23 protein-coding genes and 1 pseudogene are annotated in these 16,365 nt (G+C 70.2%); 15 read left to right on the top strand and 9 right to left on the bottom strand.

Features of this window, described 5'->3' with window-relative positions:
• Window positions 1-11: 11 nt before the first annotated feature.
• From AC061S_RS35220 to AC061S_RS35180, 9 genes and pseudogenes are all read right to left on the bottom strand, one after another.
• Window positions 12-488, bottom strand: coding sequence for a hypothetical protein (locus tag AC061S_RS35220; RefSeq protein WP_478689948.1), 477 nt, complete (start codon window positions 486-488; stop codon window positions 12-14).
• 99 nt (window positions 489-587) lie between these two features.
• On the bottom strand, window positions 588-1,160 hold the full coding sequence (locus AC061S_RS35215) for a hypothetical protein (protein ID WP_478689947.1): 573 nt from the start codon (window positions 1,158-1,160) through the stop codon (window positions 588-590).
• Window positions 1,157-2,692, bottom strand: coding sequence for an AAA family ATPase (locus AC061S_RS35210; RefSeq protein ID WP_478689946.1), 1,536 nt, complete (start codon window positions 2,690-2,692; stop codon window positions 1,157-1,159). The genes AC061S_RS35215 and AC061S_RS35210 overlap by 4 nt, the downstream gene beginning before the upstream one ends.
• Window positions 2,689-3,156, bottom strand: coding sequence for a hypothetical protein (locus AC061S_RS35205; protein ID WP_478689945.1), 468 nt, complete (start codon window positions 3,154-3,156; stop codon window positions 2,689-2,691). The genes AC061S_RS35210 and AC061S_RS35205 overlap by 4 nt, the downstream gene beginning before the upstream one ends.
• A 365-nt stretch (window positions 3,157-3,521) precedes the next feature.
• Window positions 3,522-3,908 (bottom strand): annotated as a pseudogene (locus AC061S_RS35200) (hypothetical protein); the annotation flags it as partial.
• A 42-nt stretch (window positions 3,909-3,950) separates the two neighbouring features.
• Complete coding sequence (locus tag AC061S_RS35195) at window positions 3,951-4,328, bottom strand: hypothetical protein (RefSeq protein WP_478689944.1); 378 nt, start codon at window positions 4,326-4,328, stop codon at window positions 3,951-3,953.
• Entirely contained in the window at window positions 4,325-4,786 is a 462-nt protein-coding gene (locus AC061S_RS35190) for a hypothetical protein (protein ID WP_478689943.1), read from the bottom strand. Before AC061S_RS35190 ends, AC061S_RS35195 begins: the two co-directional genes overlap by 4 nt.
• Window positions 4,783-5,205 (bottom strand): NUDIX domain-containing protein, encoded by a 423-nt coding sequence (locus AC061S_RS35185; RefSeq protein ID WP_478689942.1) that lies wholly within the window; start codon window positions 5,203-5,205, stop codon window positions 4,783-4,785. Before AC061S_RS35185 ends, AC061S_RS35190 begins: the two co-directional genes overlap by 4 nt.
• Before the next feature lie 28 nt (window positions 5,206-5,233).
• Window positions 5,234-5,569: a hypothetical protein gene (locus tag AC061S_RS35180; RefSeq protein ID WP_478689941.1), complete on the bottom strand. Its 336-nt coding sequence runs from the start codon at window positions 5,567-5,569 to the stop codon at window positions 5,234-5,236.
• A 235-nt stretch (window positions 5,570-5,804) separates the two neighbouring features.
• On the opposite strand from AC061S_RS35180, the gene AC061S_RS35175 reads away from it, so the two are divergent.
• The 15 genes from AC061S_RS35175 to AC061S_RS35105 all read left to right on the top strand — a co-directional run bounded on the left by AC061S_RS35175 (window position 5,805) and on the right by AC061S_RS35105 (window position 15,970).
• Window positions 5,805-6,104, top strand: coding sequence for a hypothetical protein (locus AC061S_RS35175; RefSeq protein ID WP_478689940.1), 300 nt, complete (start codon window positions 5,805-5,807; stop codon window positions 6,102-6,104).
• Window positions 6,105-6,195: 91 nt separating this feature from the next.
• Window positions 6,196-6,432, top strand: a complete 237-nt coding sequence (locus AC061S_RS35170) for a hypothetical protein (protein WP_330335741.1) — start codon at window positions 6,196-6,198, stop codon at window positions 6,430-6,432.
• Window positions 6,432-6,608: a hypothetical protein gene (locus AC061S_RS35165; protein WP_478689939.1), complete on the top strand. Its 177-nt coding sequence runs from the start codon at window positions 6,432-6,434 to the stop codon at window positions 6,606-6,608. The genes AC061S_RS35170 and AC061S_RS35165 overlap by 1 nt, the downstream gene beginning before the upstream one ends.
• Complete coding sequence (locus tag AC061S_RS35160; RefSeq protein ID WP_478689938.1) at window positions 6,605-6,961, top strand: hypothetical protein; 357 nt, start codon at window positions 6,605-6,607, stop codon at window positions 6,959-6,961. Before AC061S_RS35165 ends, AC061S_RS35160 begins: the two co-directional genes overlap by 4 nt.
• Before the next feature lie 32 nt (window positions 6,962-6,993).
• On the top strand, window positions 6,994-7,833 hold the full coding sequence (locus AC061S_RS35155) for a hypothetical protein (protein WP_478689937.1): 840 nt from the start codon (window positions 6,994-6,996) through the stop codon (window positions 7,831-7,833).
• 3 nt (window positions 7,834-7,836) lie between these two features.
• Window positions 7,837-8,487, top strand: coding sequence for a hypothetical protein (locus tag AC061S_RS35150; protein ID WP_478689936.1), 651 nt, complete (start codon window positions 7,837-7,839; stop codon window positions 8,485-8,487).
• A 3-nt stretch (window positions 8,488-8,490) separates the two neighbouring features.
• Window positions 8,491-9,108, top strand: coding sequence for a hypothetical protein (locus AC061S_RS35145; protein ID WP_478689935.1), 618 nt, complete (start codon window positions 8,491-8,493; stop codon window positions 9,106-9,108).
• Between the two features lie 23 nt (window positions 9,109-9,131).
• Window positions 9,132-9,515: a hypothetical protein gene (locus AC061S_RS35140; RefSeq protein WP_478689934.1), complete on the top strand. Its 384-nt coding sequence runs from the start codon at window positions 9,132-9,134 to the stop codon at window positions 9,513-9,515.
• Entirely contained in the window at window positions 9,512-10,147 is a 636-nt protein-coding gene (locus AC061S_RS35135) for a hypothetical protein (protein WP_478689933.1), read from the top strand. Before AC061S_RS35140 ends, AC061S_RS35135 begins: the two co-directional genes overlap by 4 nt.
• On the top strand, window positions 10,144-10,593 hold the full coding sequence (locus AC061S_RS35130; protein ID WP_478689932.1) for a hypothetical protein: 450 nt from the start codon (window positions 10,144-10,146) through the stop codon (window positions 10,591-10,593). The genes AC061S_RS35135 and AC061S_RS35130 overlap by 4 nt, the downstream gene beginning before the upstream one ends.
• Entirely contained in the window at window positions 10,593-11,711 is a 1,119-nt protein-coding gene (locus tag AC061S_RS35125; RefSeq protein ID WP_478689931.1) for a site-specific integrase, read from the top strand. The genes AC061S_RS35130 and AC061S_RS35125 overlap by 1 nt, the downstream gene beginning before the upstream one ends.
• A 34-nt stretch (window positions 11,712-11,745) precedes the next feature.
• The gene (locus AC061S_RS35120; protein ID WP_478689930.1) at window positions 11,746-12,540 is read left to right on the top strand and encodes a hypothetical protein; all 795 of its coding nucleotides are present in this window, start codon (window positions 11,746-11,748) and stop codon (window positions 12,538-12,540) included.
• A gap of 140 nt (window positions 12,541-12,680) precedes the next feature.
• Complete coding sequence (locus tag AC061S_RS35115; RefSeq protein WP_478689929.1) at window positions 12,681-13,853, top strand: ISAs1 family transposase; 1,173 nt, start codon at window positions 12,681-12,683, stop codon at window positions 13,851-13,853.
• A 27-nt stretch (window positions 13,854-13,880) separates the two neighbouring features.
• A complete protein-coding gene (locus AC061S_RS35110) occupies window positions 13,881-14,699 on the top strand; it encodes a hypothetical protein (RefSeq protein ID WP_478689928.1) in 819 nt (272 codons plus the stop codon).
• Window positions 14,700-14,788: 89 nt separating this feature from the next.
• Complete coding sequence (locus AC061S_RS35105; protein WP_478689927.1) at window positions 14,789-15,970, top strand: helix-turn-helix domain-containing protein; 1,182 nt, start codon at window positions 14,789-14,791, stop codon at window positions 15,968-15,970.
• The last annotated feature ends 395 nt before the right edge of the window (window positions 15,971-16,365 follow it).

Genomic DNA, 16,365 nt, shown 5'->3' with positions numbered 1-16,365 from the left:
TGGGCCGGTTTCTAATCGCACAGGTTCGCCATGGTCGGGTCGGCTTTGATCTGCTTCGAGCTCCGTACCGCGCCGAGCACTGCGGCCGGGAGCTCGTCCGGCCATTCCTCGGGCGCGACCATGGTCTGCCGGCCGACGGTGAGCACGGACATCAGCAGGCCCTTGGCGACCTGCTGCTGGAGCGCCTCGCGCATGCCGCCCTCGCGCGGTGTGATGCCCGCGGCCTCCCGGACGGCCCGCTCGCAGTCCCTGGCCAGGTACGGGTACGCCGGGGCGGACAGCGCCATCATCAGGTTCATCGCCTCGTGCGCGAGCCCGTCGCAGATCCGGTTCCACGTCTCCCGGTCGTAGCCGCCCTCGTTGTAGTAGTCGATCGCGAGGGTGACCCCCTCCAGCAGCTCCTTCACCTTCGGGGCGACCTCGCCCAGGAGCCTTTGGATCTGCTCGTCGTTCAGGTCGTTCAGAGACGGCTCGTCAGCACTCAGCATGACCGCGACGCTACCGATCCGCCCATGGCCGCCGCGCGGTTTCCCCGAGACCAGCCCCGCTCAGACCGTGATCATTTCTTAGCGTTCAATCCTGGAGCATTACCGGCGGGACCCCTCTACGTGCCGTCGGCAGAACCACCGTGCGGTTGTCCAGCCGGTGCGCGGGTCCAGCTCCAGCACCTTGTGGTGGGAGTCGGCCCCGCACACCCCCTGGGCGTTGCGGTAGTCGACCGGCGGCGGGCTGAAGGCCGCGGCGGCGTGCAGGGCCGGGGAGGGAGAGTCCCGGGGCCGCAGGGGGATCGTGTCCTCGGGCGGTCCGGTGGTCGTGATGCGCGGCCGGTAGATGTACGCGCGCAGGCGCGGCGCCTCACAGCCTGGAGCCTGCCCGGGGCCCCAGTCGCCCGCCGCGTCGGGCGGCTGGTATCGGGGCGCGTCGTCGGCGACCAGAGCGGCGATCCGAGGTCGGCCCGTCGCCGAACTCCTTCCCAGAGCCCGGGAGGCCGCGTTCAGCACCCGCCCGGGCTCTCCCGGGGCGACGAAGAGGGCGTACGCCACGGCGAGGAGAAGCTCCCGCGCCGGCGGGGAGGCCCGCCGGTCGCCGTAGATTCGGTGAGTGGTCTGTGCGTACGTCTCTGCCCGGTCGAGGCGCGGCGCCTCGGCAGCCGGGCTCACCCGGCGACCGGCCGTGCGTGGATCGGGATGTGGATCTCCCCGCCGCCGCAGTCGAAGTCGGCCCACTCGTGCTCGGGGGCGAGCCCCCATCCGTTGTCCGTTGCGGCGCGTACCGCCTCGCGGACCGCCTCGGTCCTGCTGGTGTAGTCCCCGAGGTTCACGGCCGCGAGCGGATTCCCGAGGTCGGAGGTGTAGGTGTCCACTGACGCCCCCCACGTGTCGCCCTGGATGTGCATGATCAGGAGGTGGGTGGCCTCCAGACCGGCGCGGGCGGCGAGTTCGAGGTAGCGGAGGTGATCGGTCTGCATCACCAGCCCTTCGTACTCCGGGAAGTAGTTGCCCAGGTCTCGGTGCGCCTCCTGGTCGCCCTGCTGCGCCTTGCGCAGTACGGCGACGGCATCCGCGATCCGCTCGGGGGCAAGGAGGTCGTCGGACATGGTGGCTCCTGTCGGGATGGGTTCGATGTGGTGCACGGCGGTGAAGCCCTCCCGGAGCAGGACATCCGGGGTGGCCTCTCGCGTGAGGTCGTGCTGCCAGCGCAACGTGTCTTCGGGGACACGCCGGTTGTCCGGCCGCAGCGCGTTGCGGGCCAGGCAGGTGTCGAGGCCGGGCAGGAAGCGCAGGGCGACGACCGGGCGCCCGCGCGTGCGGGCCCGCTCCACCAATCCGGCCCGCACGCGGGGTTCTACATTCGTGCTGTCCAGGTAGACCGTCGTCCCGGCGCTCAGGTGCTCCTCCAGGAGGGCGTTCTGCCGTTCCACGGCGGCCGGGGTGACGGACTGATCGCCCTCGTCACGGCCGATCTCGCGGCGCAGGGAGTCGAGGCAGACCACGGCGTCGACCGCCGCGCTCTGGGCGAAGGTCGACTTGCCCGACGCCCCGGGACCGACCGCTACCAGCAGGGTGCCGGGGACGAGGCCGAGGGCCGGGATGACCAGGAAACCCGTCCCCGCCGAGCCCAGGGCGACGCCTACGTAGTCATCGTCTTCGGGGTCGTCCTGGGCGGCCCATTCGCCGGTCGCCTCGATGTCGACCTCCCCGGTGCCGTGGTAGACCGTGACGCCGCCGTCGGCGTCCGTCTCGGTGTAGGTCGGCAGCTCGAAGTCGCGGTCGGGGTCGGTCGTGCCGTACGTCCGGCGCCGGCACGACGGGCAGCGCCAGAGTGCCTCGCCTTCCAGGGTGAACGGCTCCGTCGGGGTGGCGCAGCCCGGGCACACCGGCGGGGAGAGTAGGAGACTGGGCCGGTCGCCCCGCAGTTCGCGCACCGACCAGCCGTGCTCGCGCAGCAGATCGGCGTACGCGGACACCAGGACGTACTCCTCGGCCGCGGCATCGTCGAAGGTCAGGTCGTTGAAGACGCTCGGGAACTGGGTGCGGTGGCCCACCCGGACCTGCCCGTAGCCGGGAGCACCCGGAGAGCACAGGAATCCGGCAGAGGCGACCTTGCCCGTGGCGTCGAACTGGGCGGCCGGGTGGCGCGCCAAGAGGAGGGTACGCGCGGCCGCGGCCAGCGCTTCGTCGTGATCGGTCACAGCAGCAGCCCATCGCAGTCGACGTGCTCACCGGCAGGGGTCAGATGGGGCTCGATGCACTCCCCGTGGCCAAGGTCCTCGTCCTCCTCCGACAGGCGCTGGAGAGCCGCCCGGACGGTGACGTCGGGGTCGAGGGTCATCGCGTCCAGCAGCGGCCGGTGGAGCGCTTCGTACCCCGCCATGTAGCCCCGGTGGTACCGGCAGAAGTCATCGAGCACTTCGCCGCACGCGGAGCAGTTCTCCCAGTCGGTGGTGTCGTACGGCTCGATCTCCACCCGGTCCTCCGGGTCGGAGTGCGGGAGGACGAGCGCGGCCTCGGGGCGGCTGACGCCGAGCTCCCGCAGCGGCCAGTCGGCGTGCAGAGCCCGCACCTTCAGGGCGAGCGCGGCCGCGACGGCGGGCTGGTGGTCGACGAGGCGGCGCCACAGGTCATCGGCGGTGGCCACGGGGTCGTGAAGCGTCACAGCGCCGCCCCCTTCTTGACCGGGGCGAACCTCAGGCCGTTGGTCCGGCTCAGCCGCGGGAGGTACTCCTCGGGGCCGAAGGCCTTGGTGGTCCGGAGGTCTGCGGCCGAGAGGGCCCAGTCGGTCAGGTCCGCGACCTCCCGGGCGGCGAGCAGGGCGTCGACCTGGGAGGGGAAGGCGGCCATGACCTGACCCTCGTGGTGTCCCAGCTGCCACGGATGGGTGACAGCGCTGCCTTCCTGGCACAGCTCGTCCGGGAGCTTGTATACCCGCAGACCGGGCACCGGCTCCACGGCCTGCACGGAGACGGAGACGTCGCTTTCGAGGAACCGGAGCGAGTGGGCCACGATCGGCGGCGCAGCCTCAGGGTCGGGGTCTACGGCGGGGTGGGTGAAGGCCACCACCTTGCCCAGGGTCCGCGCGTAGCGGATCTCGGAGATGGTGGAATCCCCGACGTAGTAGCCGACGATCAGGATCATGTCGGCGAGCCGGATCTTGGCTTCCTGTAGCTCGGTGAGTTCGTGCTTGAGGTCCTCGGCCCGGCCCGGATCCGCCCACAGCTCATGCGGCTCCTTCAGGCTGAAGCCCGGCTTGACCACGATCCGGCCGGCGACGGTCTCCAGAAGTTCCGCCTCCGCCATCTCGGCCATGAACCGGGTCGAGCCGCAGATGGCGACGATGATCGGAAGACCGAGGTCGAGCTTGGCGGAGGCGAGTTGCTGCTCGGGGGTGAGTAACGGCGTGTACGACATGGGTTCCTTCTCTCTCGTTGGGTTCCTCGTGGGGGAGACCGGTCAGAACTGGTGGGGCGCGTGCTTCGGGCGGGCGGTCGGCTGCACGACCTGCCGAAGCACGGTGACCTTGCGCGCCCAGTACCGCCAGCGGGGCGGGTGGGCGTGGCGCCAGGCGCTGTTCTCCAGGTCGGGCCTGGACGAGACGCGCTGGGCGATGCCGCAGCTGCACGACCAGCCGTAGGGGAGCGACGGGTCATCGCGGCGGGTAGCGGTGACGAGAACCGGCTTGCCGTCGTGGCGTCCGTGCACGACCCCGATCTCAAGGTGAGGGCTCACGGGCCGGTCGCGGTCGCAGGCGATGCACTGGGCGTCCGTGGTGGCGTCGTTGTTGGTGTCGCAGTCGGGGCACTGCCAGATCGGCTGTACGCGGGTGCTCACTGTCGGGCCTCCTGCTCCTGGTCGGTCGAGTTCATGAGACGGGCGAAGGCGGTCCGGAAGATCGGGACGTTTTCGCTGGTCATCGTGTACGCGATGGCCTTTTTCCAGGCGGGGTGATCGGGGTTGTACTTGGGTGTGACGGGGGCCTGGGTGCCTTCGGGCCACCACTTCAGCCGGACCCCGCGCGTCACCGCGCGGGACAGGGCGATGTTGGGACCCCGCAGCTGGTCGTTGAACTCGGCCCGCAGTTCCTCGGCGGGCTTGTTGCCGTTGGCGTCGACGACGAGCCGCGCGAAGCGCAGGGCGCTGGCCGGCAGGTCGCCGAGGTACTGCACCGCGCGATCGACGGTCCATGTGGTGTCGACGGTGGTGACGGTCAGCTCCGCGTGGTGCTGGGCGGCCAGGACGACGAGCTTCTCGGCGAACGCCTCGTCGGCGCCTTCGATGGTGATCTTCACGCCGTGGCCGCCGCAGTGAGGATGTCGGCGTGGTCGAAGGCAAGCCGCTGCGGGAGGGCGTCAACGGGCCACCAGCGGGCGGCGGTCGCGTCGTCACCGGCCTGTACCGTGGTGCCGGTGGGGACGGTGACCGCGTACGCGATGGTGACGTACCGGCCGCGCGGGTCGCGGTTCGGGCGGTCGAAGGCGCCGATCTGGCGCAGGTCGTCGGGGTTCACGTACAGGCCGGTTTCCTCGGCCAGCTCTCGAACGGCGGCCGAGCGGCTCGTCTCCCCCAGATCAACATGGCCACCGGGCAGCGCCCAACTTCCCTTGTGCGGCTCCCAGCCGCGCTTGATTAGCAGCACGCGGCCGTCCGGCGTGGTGGCCACGACGTCGGCCGTGAAACGGATGCTCTCGAAGGTCTCGGTCTCGGTCACTTGCGTCCCTCGTCTCTGGGTTGGCGGGTCAGGATTCGTCATGGGTGCGGCCGTGGGCGGCCATGATCCGGGTGCCTTCAGGCGTCCCGGCGAGGACCTCCAGGACGACGCAGTACCGCGAGTCGGGGCTCATGTGCGCCAAGCCAGCGGCGGAATTGGCCAGCGCCTGCCGCAGCAGGCGCCCCAGGGGCACGTGATCGGGGTCCAGTCCGATCCAGGCTGCTTCGTCACTGGCGATGGTCATCACGATGTCCTCGCGGGCCTGGGCGTCGCGCAGCTCGGCGTGCGTCAGTCGGATGGCGAACTCCTTCGCGGTGGACTGGAGGCCCGGCATGCGGTGCGTAAGTACGTCGTAGCTCGACATGGCGGCCCGCCCTGTGATCGTTTCGGTGAATTCTTGCCCGGTTCTACCGGTTCTACATCTCCGAGTGTGCCGGGCCGCCCCCCCTCCGTCTAGACCCCGGAGAAACTTGGCGGAATTCTGCACACGATCGGGTGATGGGGCTGCGGCGTGCGTATCGCCTCGGATAAGGTGCGATATCCGAGGCGATAAACCGGACATGACGTCCCGTCGGCCGCGAGCGAGGGAGCGAACGCACATGCGAGTCGTTCAGCAGGGTGACCGGGTCTCCGGCACGATCAAGGGCCAAAGCTTCACCGGCACAGTGACGGTCGTCCACGGACACGGCGGGCACCGCATCCTCCACGCCAACGGCACGGTGACCGAACTCCTCCCGTCCACCCCGGACGTGGTTCACATCTCCTCCGACGTCCCGCTGACCACCCCGGCCGGACGCACCGTCAGCGGCGTGGTGCTGCGCGGCCCGAAGGAGATCGCCACCCTGACCTTCCTGGACGAGACAGACGGGCTGCCCGCCGGCACAACCACCGCGGCGTAGACCGGACTTGGGTGCGGACGCCTACCGGTGTCAGCACCCGGACATACCGTTGCGACCACCACCGCTCCGCCAACGAAAGGCCACCGACACCATGGACCACCTGACCCGCCGTGCTGCCGACGTCATCGCCGAGGCCCTGGCCGACGGGCGCGACGTCGCCGAGTTCCTCGCGCACGCGCTGTGCACCGTCGCCGCCAAGGAGGGCGGCACGGAGGAGGTCCTGCGCAACCGCTCCGGGTCCTGGGAGGCCGGTTACGTCCGCAGCCTCATGGAAGGCACCGTGGGCCCGGACGGCGAAGCCCTGGCGACGTACCGCGAGGACGTTTGATGCCGACCTTCCTCATCGTCACCATGGTGCTCGGCGCCGCCGCGATGGCCTGGTTCTCCGTGGGGCTGATGCGCGTGCACTCCGGCCGGGCCAAGAACGTGATCGAGGGCATGACGCCCCGGCGGGTCGTCAACCGGCGCCTTATCCGCAAGATCCACGAACGGCACAGCCGGTGACCGACGCCGTGAACAGCGGCACCCGCTACCGCTGGCAGCAGGCCGCGCACGCCGTGCTCGCCGACCTCCTCCGGGACGGCGCCGCGCACGATCTGCCCCCGCTGACCTGGACACTTGCCCCCGGCGGCTCCCTGGCCGGCGAGGCGGACAGCGTCACCTACACCCCCGCCGAGCAGCGCGAGGCGGTGCAGCAGTGGGCCGACCACATCGGCGCGATCGTCGAATCCCACCCCATGATCGGCCGCCGCGAGCAGCTGTACGCCGGGTGGACCGTGGTGGACACAGCCGTCACCGGATCCATCCGCGCGACCCTCCTTCCGGCCGAGCTGCTCCCTTCGGCGGGCGCCCGGTGACTACCCCAACCCCTCGAAAGGGTGACCATCCCATGCAGCTGAGCGTTCCGCTGTTGCTCATCCCCGGAGATCCGGACCGCTACTACACCGTCCACGTGCACCGCGTGCGCTGGAGCATCCCCCACACCAGAGTCCCGATCAATGCCGCCGACCGGACGAAGCTGGAGGAGAACGCGCGCCGGTGCTTGCGGATCGCAAGGCGGTCCGTAAGTGAGTGCGTCGCCGCCGAGCTGGCCGACGCCGACGCCGACGTCGAGGTCACCGAGGACTCTCTCGGCACCGAGGCGGTGGCGCGAGTGCTGTGCGACTCCGAGGTCTGCGCCGCGGCCGCCGAGGGATACCACCGCGACGCCGACGAGGACGTCGAAGCCGAGGCCGCCCGCACGTGGGCCGCCACGCGGATCCAGGGTCAGGCCGTGGAACTCCTGAAGCTGCGGGGCGAGTTGGAGCGCACACTGCCCGGCAAGACGGCCAACATGCTTGCCGTCGCGCTGGGCAACCAGATGCAGAGCACGGGAGCCGAGGGCGGCACGCCCGATCACATGGGCGTACTGCTGGACGAGCTGGCCCACCTGCTCGGGGACGACAGCCTCTTCGCCGACCGGTCGCCGGAGGCGGTGCGGAAGGGGATCGACCGGATGATCCGGCGGGGCCGTGTGCAGTACCCGGTTGAGTCCCACGGCACGGAGATTGCCGTGCACCACGTCACGGCCGTAGACCTGGACCAGGCCGCGAGCCTTCCGACCTGGACGGGACCGGCCCGCGGAAGCGCCTCCCCGACCCTCACGGCGGAGGGTCGGGCCCAACTCGACCAGCTCGCCGCGGAGTGGGACCAGACGCCGCCCGGCTCCACCGCTGAAACGGAGAGCTGACCCGTGCCGTTGAGCGTTCCCGTCACCATCACGCTCCCCCCGCTCGATCGCTCGTTCACGGTGCACACCGAGCGCCTGCGCTGGAGCGCCGACCAGCTCATCGTCGAGACGGACGGCCGCGCGGCGCTGGAGAGCGCCGTGCGCGAGGGCGTACGCAAGTCCTCCAGCTGCGTCTTCGCCGGGCTGACCGAGGCGGACATCACCGTCACCGAGTACCCGGACGGCTCCATCGCCATGGTGGGGCGCGTGCTGTGCGACGAGGCGGAGTGCTACACCGCAGCGAGGCGCCACCATCGTGATGCCGCCGAGTCGATCGAGGCCAAGGCCGCAGCCGAATGGGCCGCGGAGAAGGACTTGGGCCTCGCCCCCGGAGGTCTGCGGGCCGAGAAGCAGCGCACGGGTTGGACCTTCGAGGAACGCAGGCTCCTCGCCCGCACGCTGTTCGCCGTCATCGTCACGGCCGCCGGCGTGGCCATGAGCAAGTACGACTACCAGCGCCCCGACGACCTCTCCGGGGGCAGCCTGTCCGCCTCCATCGGCCGGCAGGCCGACGAGATGTGCAACTTCCTGGCGTTCCCCACGATCACGGCGGGAGCCCTGCTCATGCTCTTCGCCGTCACCAGCGCCGTCATCGCCCGCACGAAGGAGAGCTGACCGTTGTCGTCGATCGCCACCGCCACACTGTCCGACGGTACGAACGCCGTCGTTCACACCGAGTCCCTCAGCTGGTCCGAGGCCATGGTGTCCCAGCAGGGACGAGGTGCTCTCGTCGCCGCCGTACTCCGCAACCTCGCCCTGGACGCCTCAAGGCTCGACTGCGCGGCCCTGCGCGACAGTACGACGGCGCCCAAAGTCGCCTTCCGTAAGGAACACGGCACGGTGCAGGCCCAGGTCCGCGCTCTGTGCGCCGACGCTGGCTGCCGGATCGTGGCCGAGGCGTACGAACACGAGCACGGTGACGAAGCCCCCGACACCGCAGCGGCCCGGGCATGGGCCCAGGCCGCCAGCGAGGACGCCCGCGACTGGTCCCAGGAACTCGCCGCGCACGCCGTCCTGGACGCCAACCTGGCCCGGCTGCGCGCCATCGACCCGGACGCGGCCACCACGTTCCGGGAGGGCTGCTTCAGCGCTGCACTGACCGGCTCGAACCCCTTCTTCGACGTGGGCGACGCGGTCCAGCGTTACGCCGCCGCCAAGCACGCGGCGAATCAGATGGACCTGTACCACTCCCTCTTCGCCGGCACGGACGCGGCCGAGGGACTGGCGCTCCGGTGAGGACAGATCGAAGGGAGCCGCTGATGAGCACCGCTGTACGCACCTGGGGTATCTGGCAGCCGACCGCCGAAGGTTCCCTGCCCCAGGGCGCCCCCGGTGCCCGCCCCCTGGAATGGTGGCCCTCTGCCCGCGCCGCAAAGGCCTCGCTCCGGGCCCGCACCCCGCAGTTGCCGGGCACCATCAACACCGACACGGAGCGCCGTGCCGACGGTCTGACCCTGGCCGGCGCCCAGTTCTACGGCAGCGAGCAGTCCGTCATCTTCCTCTACGAGGTCGAGGGAGATGAGAGCGGCCGCCCCCTCCTCCCGGCCGGCGAGCCCTTCGCCGTGCTGGAGTTCGGCCCCCGCGGAGGCATCCGCCCCCGCTCCCTCGTCTCGCCCGTGGCCGGCAAGGAGGTCGTCCGTTGAGCAGCTCCGATGCCCTTTCCGCCTACCTGGGGTGGACCCGGCCCGCCCACCGGCCCGACTGCGCCCGCCCATCCTGGGAGGTCGACCTCCGCACGGAGTTCGGGCAGCACCGCAACCGCCGCGGCGGACCAGCGCACTCCTGCCCGAACGAGGACTGCGACCACGGCGACCGGTACGAGGAGGTGACCGTACGGCTGCTGTGCCGCTCCTGCCAGGTGGTGAGGCTGATCACCGGAGAGGAGCAGAGCGACCACAGCACCACCACCGCGAGCACCGGCTACGGGCAGCCACCCAAGCGCTTGGCCGGGCTGTGGCTCTACCCCGGCCCGCCCCTGCTGGCGGAGCTGGACATGGCCCCGCACGCCTATCTGTGCACGCTGGAGCGGGTGGAGGAGCTGGACGAGAAGAACATCGTCGGCACCATCGGCGAGGGACGCACTCCGCGCGGCGCCACCGTGTGGAGCGCCGCCGCGATCCTGGAGATGCGCTACCTGCACAGCGTTCGTACCGAGCCCTACCCGAGCTGGAAGACGGTCAGCGGCGACACCACGTTCAAGACCGTGGCCGCCGCGGCGAAGTGGGTGAAGGCCGCCGTCGACGCGGCCGCCACCGAGACGGAGGTCGCGGAGTGACCTCCGAGACGGCCACCCGCTACTTCCGCGGGATCACGGTGGCTCTGCCCGACGCTCCTCGCTACCGATCCCTCACCGATGTGGTGCTGGCCGGCGGCGAGGACACCCAGTCCGACCTGTATCGCGGTGCGCAGCAACGGGCCGAGAAGGAATTCGGCCTGAAGGCCGACCGGTACGCCACGACGTGGTTCGAGCTGTCCCCCGACGTCCTTGTTTCCCCGGACGAGCCACCGCTTCCGGTCTTCTGGACCCTGGCTCTGGGCTGGCACGAACGGGCAGGACACCGGCAGTCCAGCATCTGGGGCGACACGTTGGCGCTCCCGCACGACACCCGCTCGGGCCTCCTCAACCTGGTGCGGCGAATGGCTGTGAAGGACCACGGGGTTCGCGAGGACCATGCGGTGCTCTCCTTCACCTGTGGACCGGCTCGACTGGGTGAGGCCTGATGACGACCGCCCAAGAGGACGGGACCGGGCTGGAACCGGTGGAGGTGGTCGACGCCGAGCTCGTGGACGACGACGCTGTCGCGGTGTACGACCCGGTGGCCGCCGTCCTTGCCGCGCTGGACACGAAGGCCGCCGAGGATCTGTACGACCGTCGGCCGCACAAGACGAAGACCGGGTACGCCCGGGACTGGCAGCTGTGGCAGGAGTTCCACCTTTGGCTTGCCGAGCAGACGGGCACCCCCCTGCCGCTCAGCAAGATCACGGTCGGCACCTACGTGGCCTTCGTGAAGTGGCTGGACGAGGTCAAGGAGGCCGCACCCAACTCGATCGAGCGTCGGGTAACCGGGGTCGCCTCCGAGGCCCGCCGGTACGGCTACGACGTGCCCAAGGATGCCCGGACGGCCGCCACCCAGGCACTCAAGCCGCTCAAGAACGACAAGGAACGGCAGAAGCGCGGCCGCGGGAAGGCCGCCGCGATCACCCCGGACGACCTGCGGAAGATGAACACCGCCCCCCGCGAGCGCGCCCCGCACCCGGACGCCCGGCGCCGCCGGGTGTTCGTGGTACCGGAGCTTGCCAGGCTGCGGGACAGGTCTCTGAACACGATGAGGTTCGCCATCGCGGGCCGCAACGAGGAGATGAGCGAGCTGGACGACAGCGGCATCCAGCTCGTAGCCGAGGGCCTGGAGGTTCAGGTGCCCAGCGTGAAGGGACGACCGGCCCGCGATGTCGTCGTCTCCTACGGCGAGAACGCCGACTCCTGCGCGGTGCGCTGCTGGATCGCCTGGCAGCAGGCGAAGCTCGCCGCCGGCGCGGCCCCGGACGGGCCCGCGTACTTGCCCGTCACGCAGTGGGGTGCACTTGGCACCGCCAGGCTGTCCCCGGATGGGTGCGGCCTGGCGATCTCCAGGGCCGCGAGGTACGCGGGTATGACCGGGCGACGGATCACCGGGCACTCCGGACGCCGGGGACTCGTCACCACCGGCCGCCGCAAGGGCAAGCGGTCGGAGAAGCTCCGCACCCAGGGCGGCTGGGCAAAGAACAGCCCGGTCTTCTGGGAGTACGTCGACGAGGGCGAGAAGTGGGAGGACAACGCTACCGAGGGGATCGGCCTGTGACCTGGGAGGTCAATTACCGCCGATACTGGTAGGCATGTCCGGCATCACTGACCATTCAAGCTCCGATCCGACCGCGCAGGACGTTGCGCTTGCCGAACAACTCGTGGCCCTGTCCGGCAAGGTTCTGTCCGGAGCGACTCAGCAGGTAGCCGAGCAGTTTCGCGCTCACGCCGCGCACATCGCTCTGCTGGAGCGGCAGGCCCCCGTTGTCGCAGTGGTGCTGAGCATGTGCCGGGAGGCAGCGGAGCGCTGGCAGGCGAACGGCTTCGGGCACTTCAGTGTCGCGCGGCAGATGCCGTCGATGGCCCCCGTCCTGAGCAGCCTGCTCCAGGCTGCTGTCGATGGTGAGGCCGACGAGCCGCTGCACGAGCGTGCACGGCGGGTGTGTGCAGCTTCCGCCGGCGACGCGCTCAAGCTGCTCGCGGTCAGTGCCGGTGTGCACTCGGTTCTGGAAGCGGGGCCCAGCCGCTTCCCCGCGGTGGCTGCCACCGCGGCGATCGAACCGCAGCGCCTGCCCGACCTGCGGGCCCGGCTGATCACCGCTCAACAGGGCAAGGACGCCGTCAACCGGCTCACTATGGCGCTCATGGGGAACTCAGGAACCCTCGTTCCGTTCGTGGATTCCCCAGACGACGCTGCCCGGGTGCTGCTCGCCCAGGAGAACAATCGACTCGCCAAAGCGCGGCTGTACCACGTTGATGAAGAGATGACCGAGGCCGCGATCCGCAAGGCGGAACGCGGCCGCAAGGGGCCGCTGGCCCCGCACCGGGTGCCTTCCGAGCCAGGGGCATTGCGTGATTGGGATTGGTCCGGTTCGCCGGTCTCGTGAGTGACGTGGCGTCATGTCCGTTGTGCCGCAAGGGACCCCGGAGAGCAGAGCAGGCACGGCGCTGGTGATCATGTGGTTGTCGAGACCCATGAGAACCGAGCGAGACCGTGCCTGCCCGAACATCATCGCCCATCCCTTCCGTGCTGGAGCAACTGGGCTCCACGACCGATTCCCTCACCTCAAGCGATGTCGCTGACCTGCGGCGTTTCCTGATCCTGGTCGCCGATCCCCGCGATGTGCGGGGACTGCGGTATCCGGCGGTCGCGTTGCTGTGCGCGGCCGTCTCGGCGGTGCTGACCGGAGCCCGCTCACTCATCGCGATCAGCGAGTGGATCACGGATGCCCCGCAGCATGCGCTGGGTGTCCTTGGCTTCGCGACCGATCCACTCACCGGTCTGCGACCGGTGCCGCACGCCGCAACGGTGCGCCGCCTGCTGCAGCGTGTGGACGGTGATGCGCTGGACGCGGCGATCGGCGCGTTTCTGCAGGCCAGAACGCCACCCCCGGCCGAGCCGGAGACGAAGGCGGGGCCGGTGCGGCAGGTGATCGCGGTCGACGGCAAGGTGGTACGCGGTTCGCGGACCAAGACCGCCACAGCGATCCAGCTGCTGGCGGCGATGGACCACCACGGCGTGGTCCTGGCCCAGCGGCAGGTCGCCTCCAAGAGCAACGAGATCCCCTCCTTCGCACCCCTACTGGACGGCCTGGATCTACAGAACTCGGTGGTGACCGCCGACGCCCTGCACACCCAGCATGATCACGGGGCCTATCTGATCAGCCGCGGCGCTCACTACGTGGCTGTCGTGAAGAAGAACCATCCCGGCCTGTACGCCCAGGTCAGGAAGCTGCCCTGGCGGGACATCCCGCTCGGGCACCGCACCCGCGACCACGCCCACCACCGCGACGAGATCCGCCGGCTCAAAGTCGCCGCGTTCAGCCACTTGGACTACCCCGGTGCCCGGCAGGTAATCCAAGTGGTGCGGTGGCGGCGCGACTTGACCACCGGGAAGCTGGCCATCGAGCGCGTCTACCTGATCACCAGCCTGAGCGTCTTCGACGCCACCTGCACTGAACTCGCCACCTGGATCAGAGGCCACTGGGGCATCGAGAACCTCCTGCACCACGTCCGGGACCGCACGTTCCGCGAGGACGACTCCAAGGTCCGCACCGGCACCCTGCCCCGCGCCATGGCTTCCCTGCGCAACCTTGCCATCAGCGTCTTCCGCCAGGACGGCCGGACCAACATCGCTGCCGCCCTCCGCCACACCGGCCGCGACTACCTCCGGCCCCTACGAACCCTCGGCCTCACGTGACGAACCCGGACAGATCCCGATCACGCAATGACCCTGCCTTCCGAGCACGGGCTCATCGCCTTCGGGAAGCCGCTGGTGCGGACCCTGATGGACAACGGAGAACGGCCGGCGGACGTGGTCGCGGTGTCCTGGGGGCCCTGGGCCGCGGACTTCGCGCACGCGCCCGAGCACATCCAGCCGACCTCGGTGGCCGGGCCGCAGCAGCCCTTCTGGGGCTACTTCGGGCTGGACGAGGGCGTGACGTACGTCGAGCCCGTCGACGGCCGTGAGCATCCGGCATGGTGGTTGACCTTCTGGGCCCGCCCCCGCCACGCCATCCCCGGCACACCGCCTCTGCTGGCTGACAACGAGGCCACGGTCGGCGCCTTCCAGGCCCTGGACCCGATGCTGCTGGGCACCACCGACGAGATCAGTCACGTCGTCTACGCGTGCTGGGACTTCATCACCCAGGAGCAGGTCACCAAACGCCCGATCGCCGACCAGAGTGTCCGGGAGCGCAAGCCCAGCGACCTGCGCCGCGACCGGCGCAAGGGCGTCGAGGACGATTCGGCCGTCCACCTCATCACGCTCCGGGGCCGCCGCCCCCAGCTCACCGCATCGCCCCCGGCCGGGCCTGCGCCGACCGGCCGGAAGCTGGACTACCGGCAGGTGATCGCCGAGTACGACCGCTCCCACTGCATGAACCCCCGGCTGCACCGGGACGACCCCGACAAGCAGCACCATCACCACGAGGAGATCACCGTGGTCGAGTACGTACGCGGCCCCGACGGCGCCCCACTGCGCCCGACGAAGGAGTCGCGCACCGTCCGCCAGCTCACCGCTGAAACGGCTCCCGGCGCCGAGTAGACCCGCGAGGTTCCTGACCCGGAGGTCCGGGAAGGACGTTCAGCCCCTCCCGGGTCAGCGGTACCGTCCCAATAGACGAAGGGGACGCCATGAAGTGGAACGAGCACACCACCGGTCAGCGGATCAAGCTCCTGCGCGGCGCCGTCACCCAGGAAGGACTCGCTGAGAACGCGGGCCTGTCCATCGCCACGATCCGCAAGGCCGAGCAGGACCGGGGTCACATCTCGCTGCCCACCCTCCTGCGGCTCGCACACGCTCTGGGCGCCGACATCTCGGTGATCGTGGGCCAGCAGGCTCCCCGCAGGGCAATGCTCGCCGATGACCGGTCCGTCCTGCGCGAGTTGTCGCGCACAGTCCACGACACCGCGGCGGGGATCGGCACCGACCGCGAGCCCGTCGACTTCACGGGCGATCTCGCGGCGGGGTGGGAGGCCTACCGGGCCGGGCGTATCGCGGTGGCCGGCCAGTTCGCCGCGTCCTCGGTCAGGGCCGCGGCGGCGGTCCTTGCCGACGCCGGCGAGGACCGCCGCATGACGGCACGCGGGTCTCTCGCCGACGCCTATCGTCTGGGCGCCTACGTCGCCAACCAGCTTGGAGCCCGCGATCTCGCGTACGCGGCCATCGGGCACGCCGCCGGTCAGGCCCAGCAGGGCGGCGATCCGGTGCGGGAGGCCTGCGTGGCGTCGGGCCGCTCGTGGATCTATCTGCGAGACGCCCGGCTCGATGACGCCGAGCGCTCAGCGAAGTCCTCCTACACCAGCATCGAACCGGCCTACAGCGACCGCGATCCCGTGTTCCTTGCGACCTACGGCTGGCACGTCGTCTTCGCGGCCGTGGTCGCGGCCCGCCGGGGAGATACCGCGGCCGCTGAGGAACTGCTATCCCAGGGGTTCGCCGTAGCCGCCCGGCTGGGGCGTGACGTCATGGTCAACGGCACCGCGTTCGGCCCCGCCGCCGTCACGGCCCAGGCCGTCGGTATCGCGGTGTCCACCGGCAAGGCCGCCAAGGCCCTGAACCTCGCCCGGCAAGTGCACGACTGGTCCTCGCTGCACCAGGCCGCACGAAGCCGTCTCCAGCTCGACATCGCCCTCGCCCAGTGCGACACCAGGCAGTACGACACCTGCCTGGACACCCTGCTGACGGTGTGCAAGGAGCACCCGCAATGGGTGCGCCACCAGACCCTCCCGGGCGTCATCGCCCAACGCGCCGGTTACGCCACCACCTCCCGCTCCCGGAAAATCGCAAAGATCATCGGGGCGACCCTCGCGTAACTGCTACGCCCCGTAGCACCCCGCCCCTGCTCGGATCCCGGTAGTGCTACGCCCGCGCTCTTCACTGTCTGCGACGGCGCGAACACCCTGGAGAGCCAGAGGGTAGCCGGTCCCCTTCACTTCCTTGGGTACCGGTCTCTCCCGCGCCGCACACAGGCGAGCGCTGGAATCGCCCGAAGGCCCCCCGGCCCAGGCTTCCCCACGGGCACCGCCCGGGAGGGGGTGCACCACCCCCTGCACCACGCGCACATCATCGAGAGGAGCACCACCAGTGCGACACGAAGTCGCTCCACCCAAGCGGACGACCTGCACGAGGAAGGAACTGAATACGTAGGCCGTCCCAGACCAGTGTCCAAGGTCTGTCCCCACGCTCGCATGCGTCGCTGGCAACGGCG

It is taken from the genome of Streptomyces sp. CA189 (assembly GCF_056428985.1).
The sequence above is the reverse complement of the archived record's forward strand: the minus strand, read 5'-3'. Positions and strand labels throughout refer to the sequence as shown.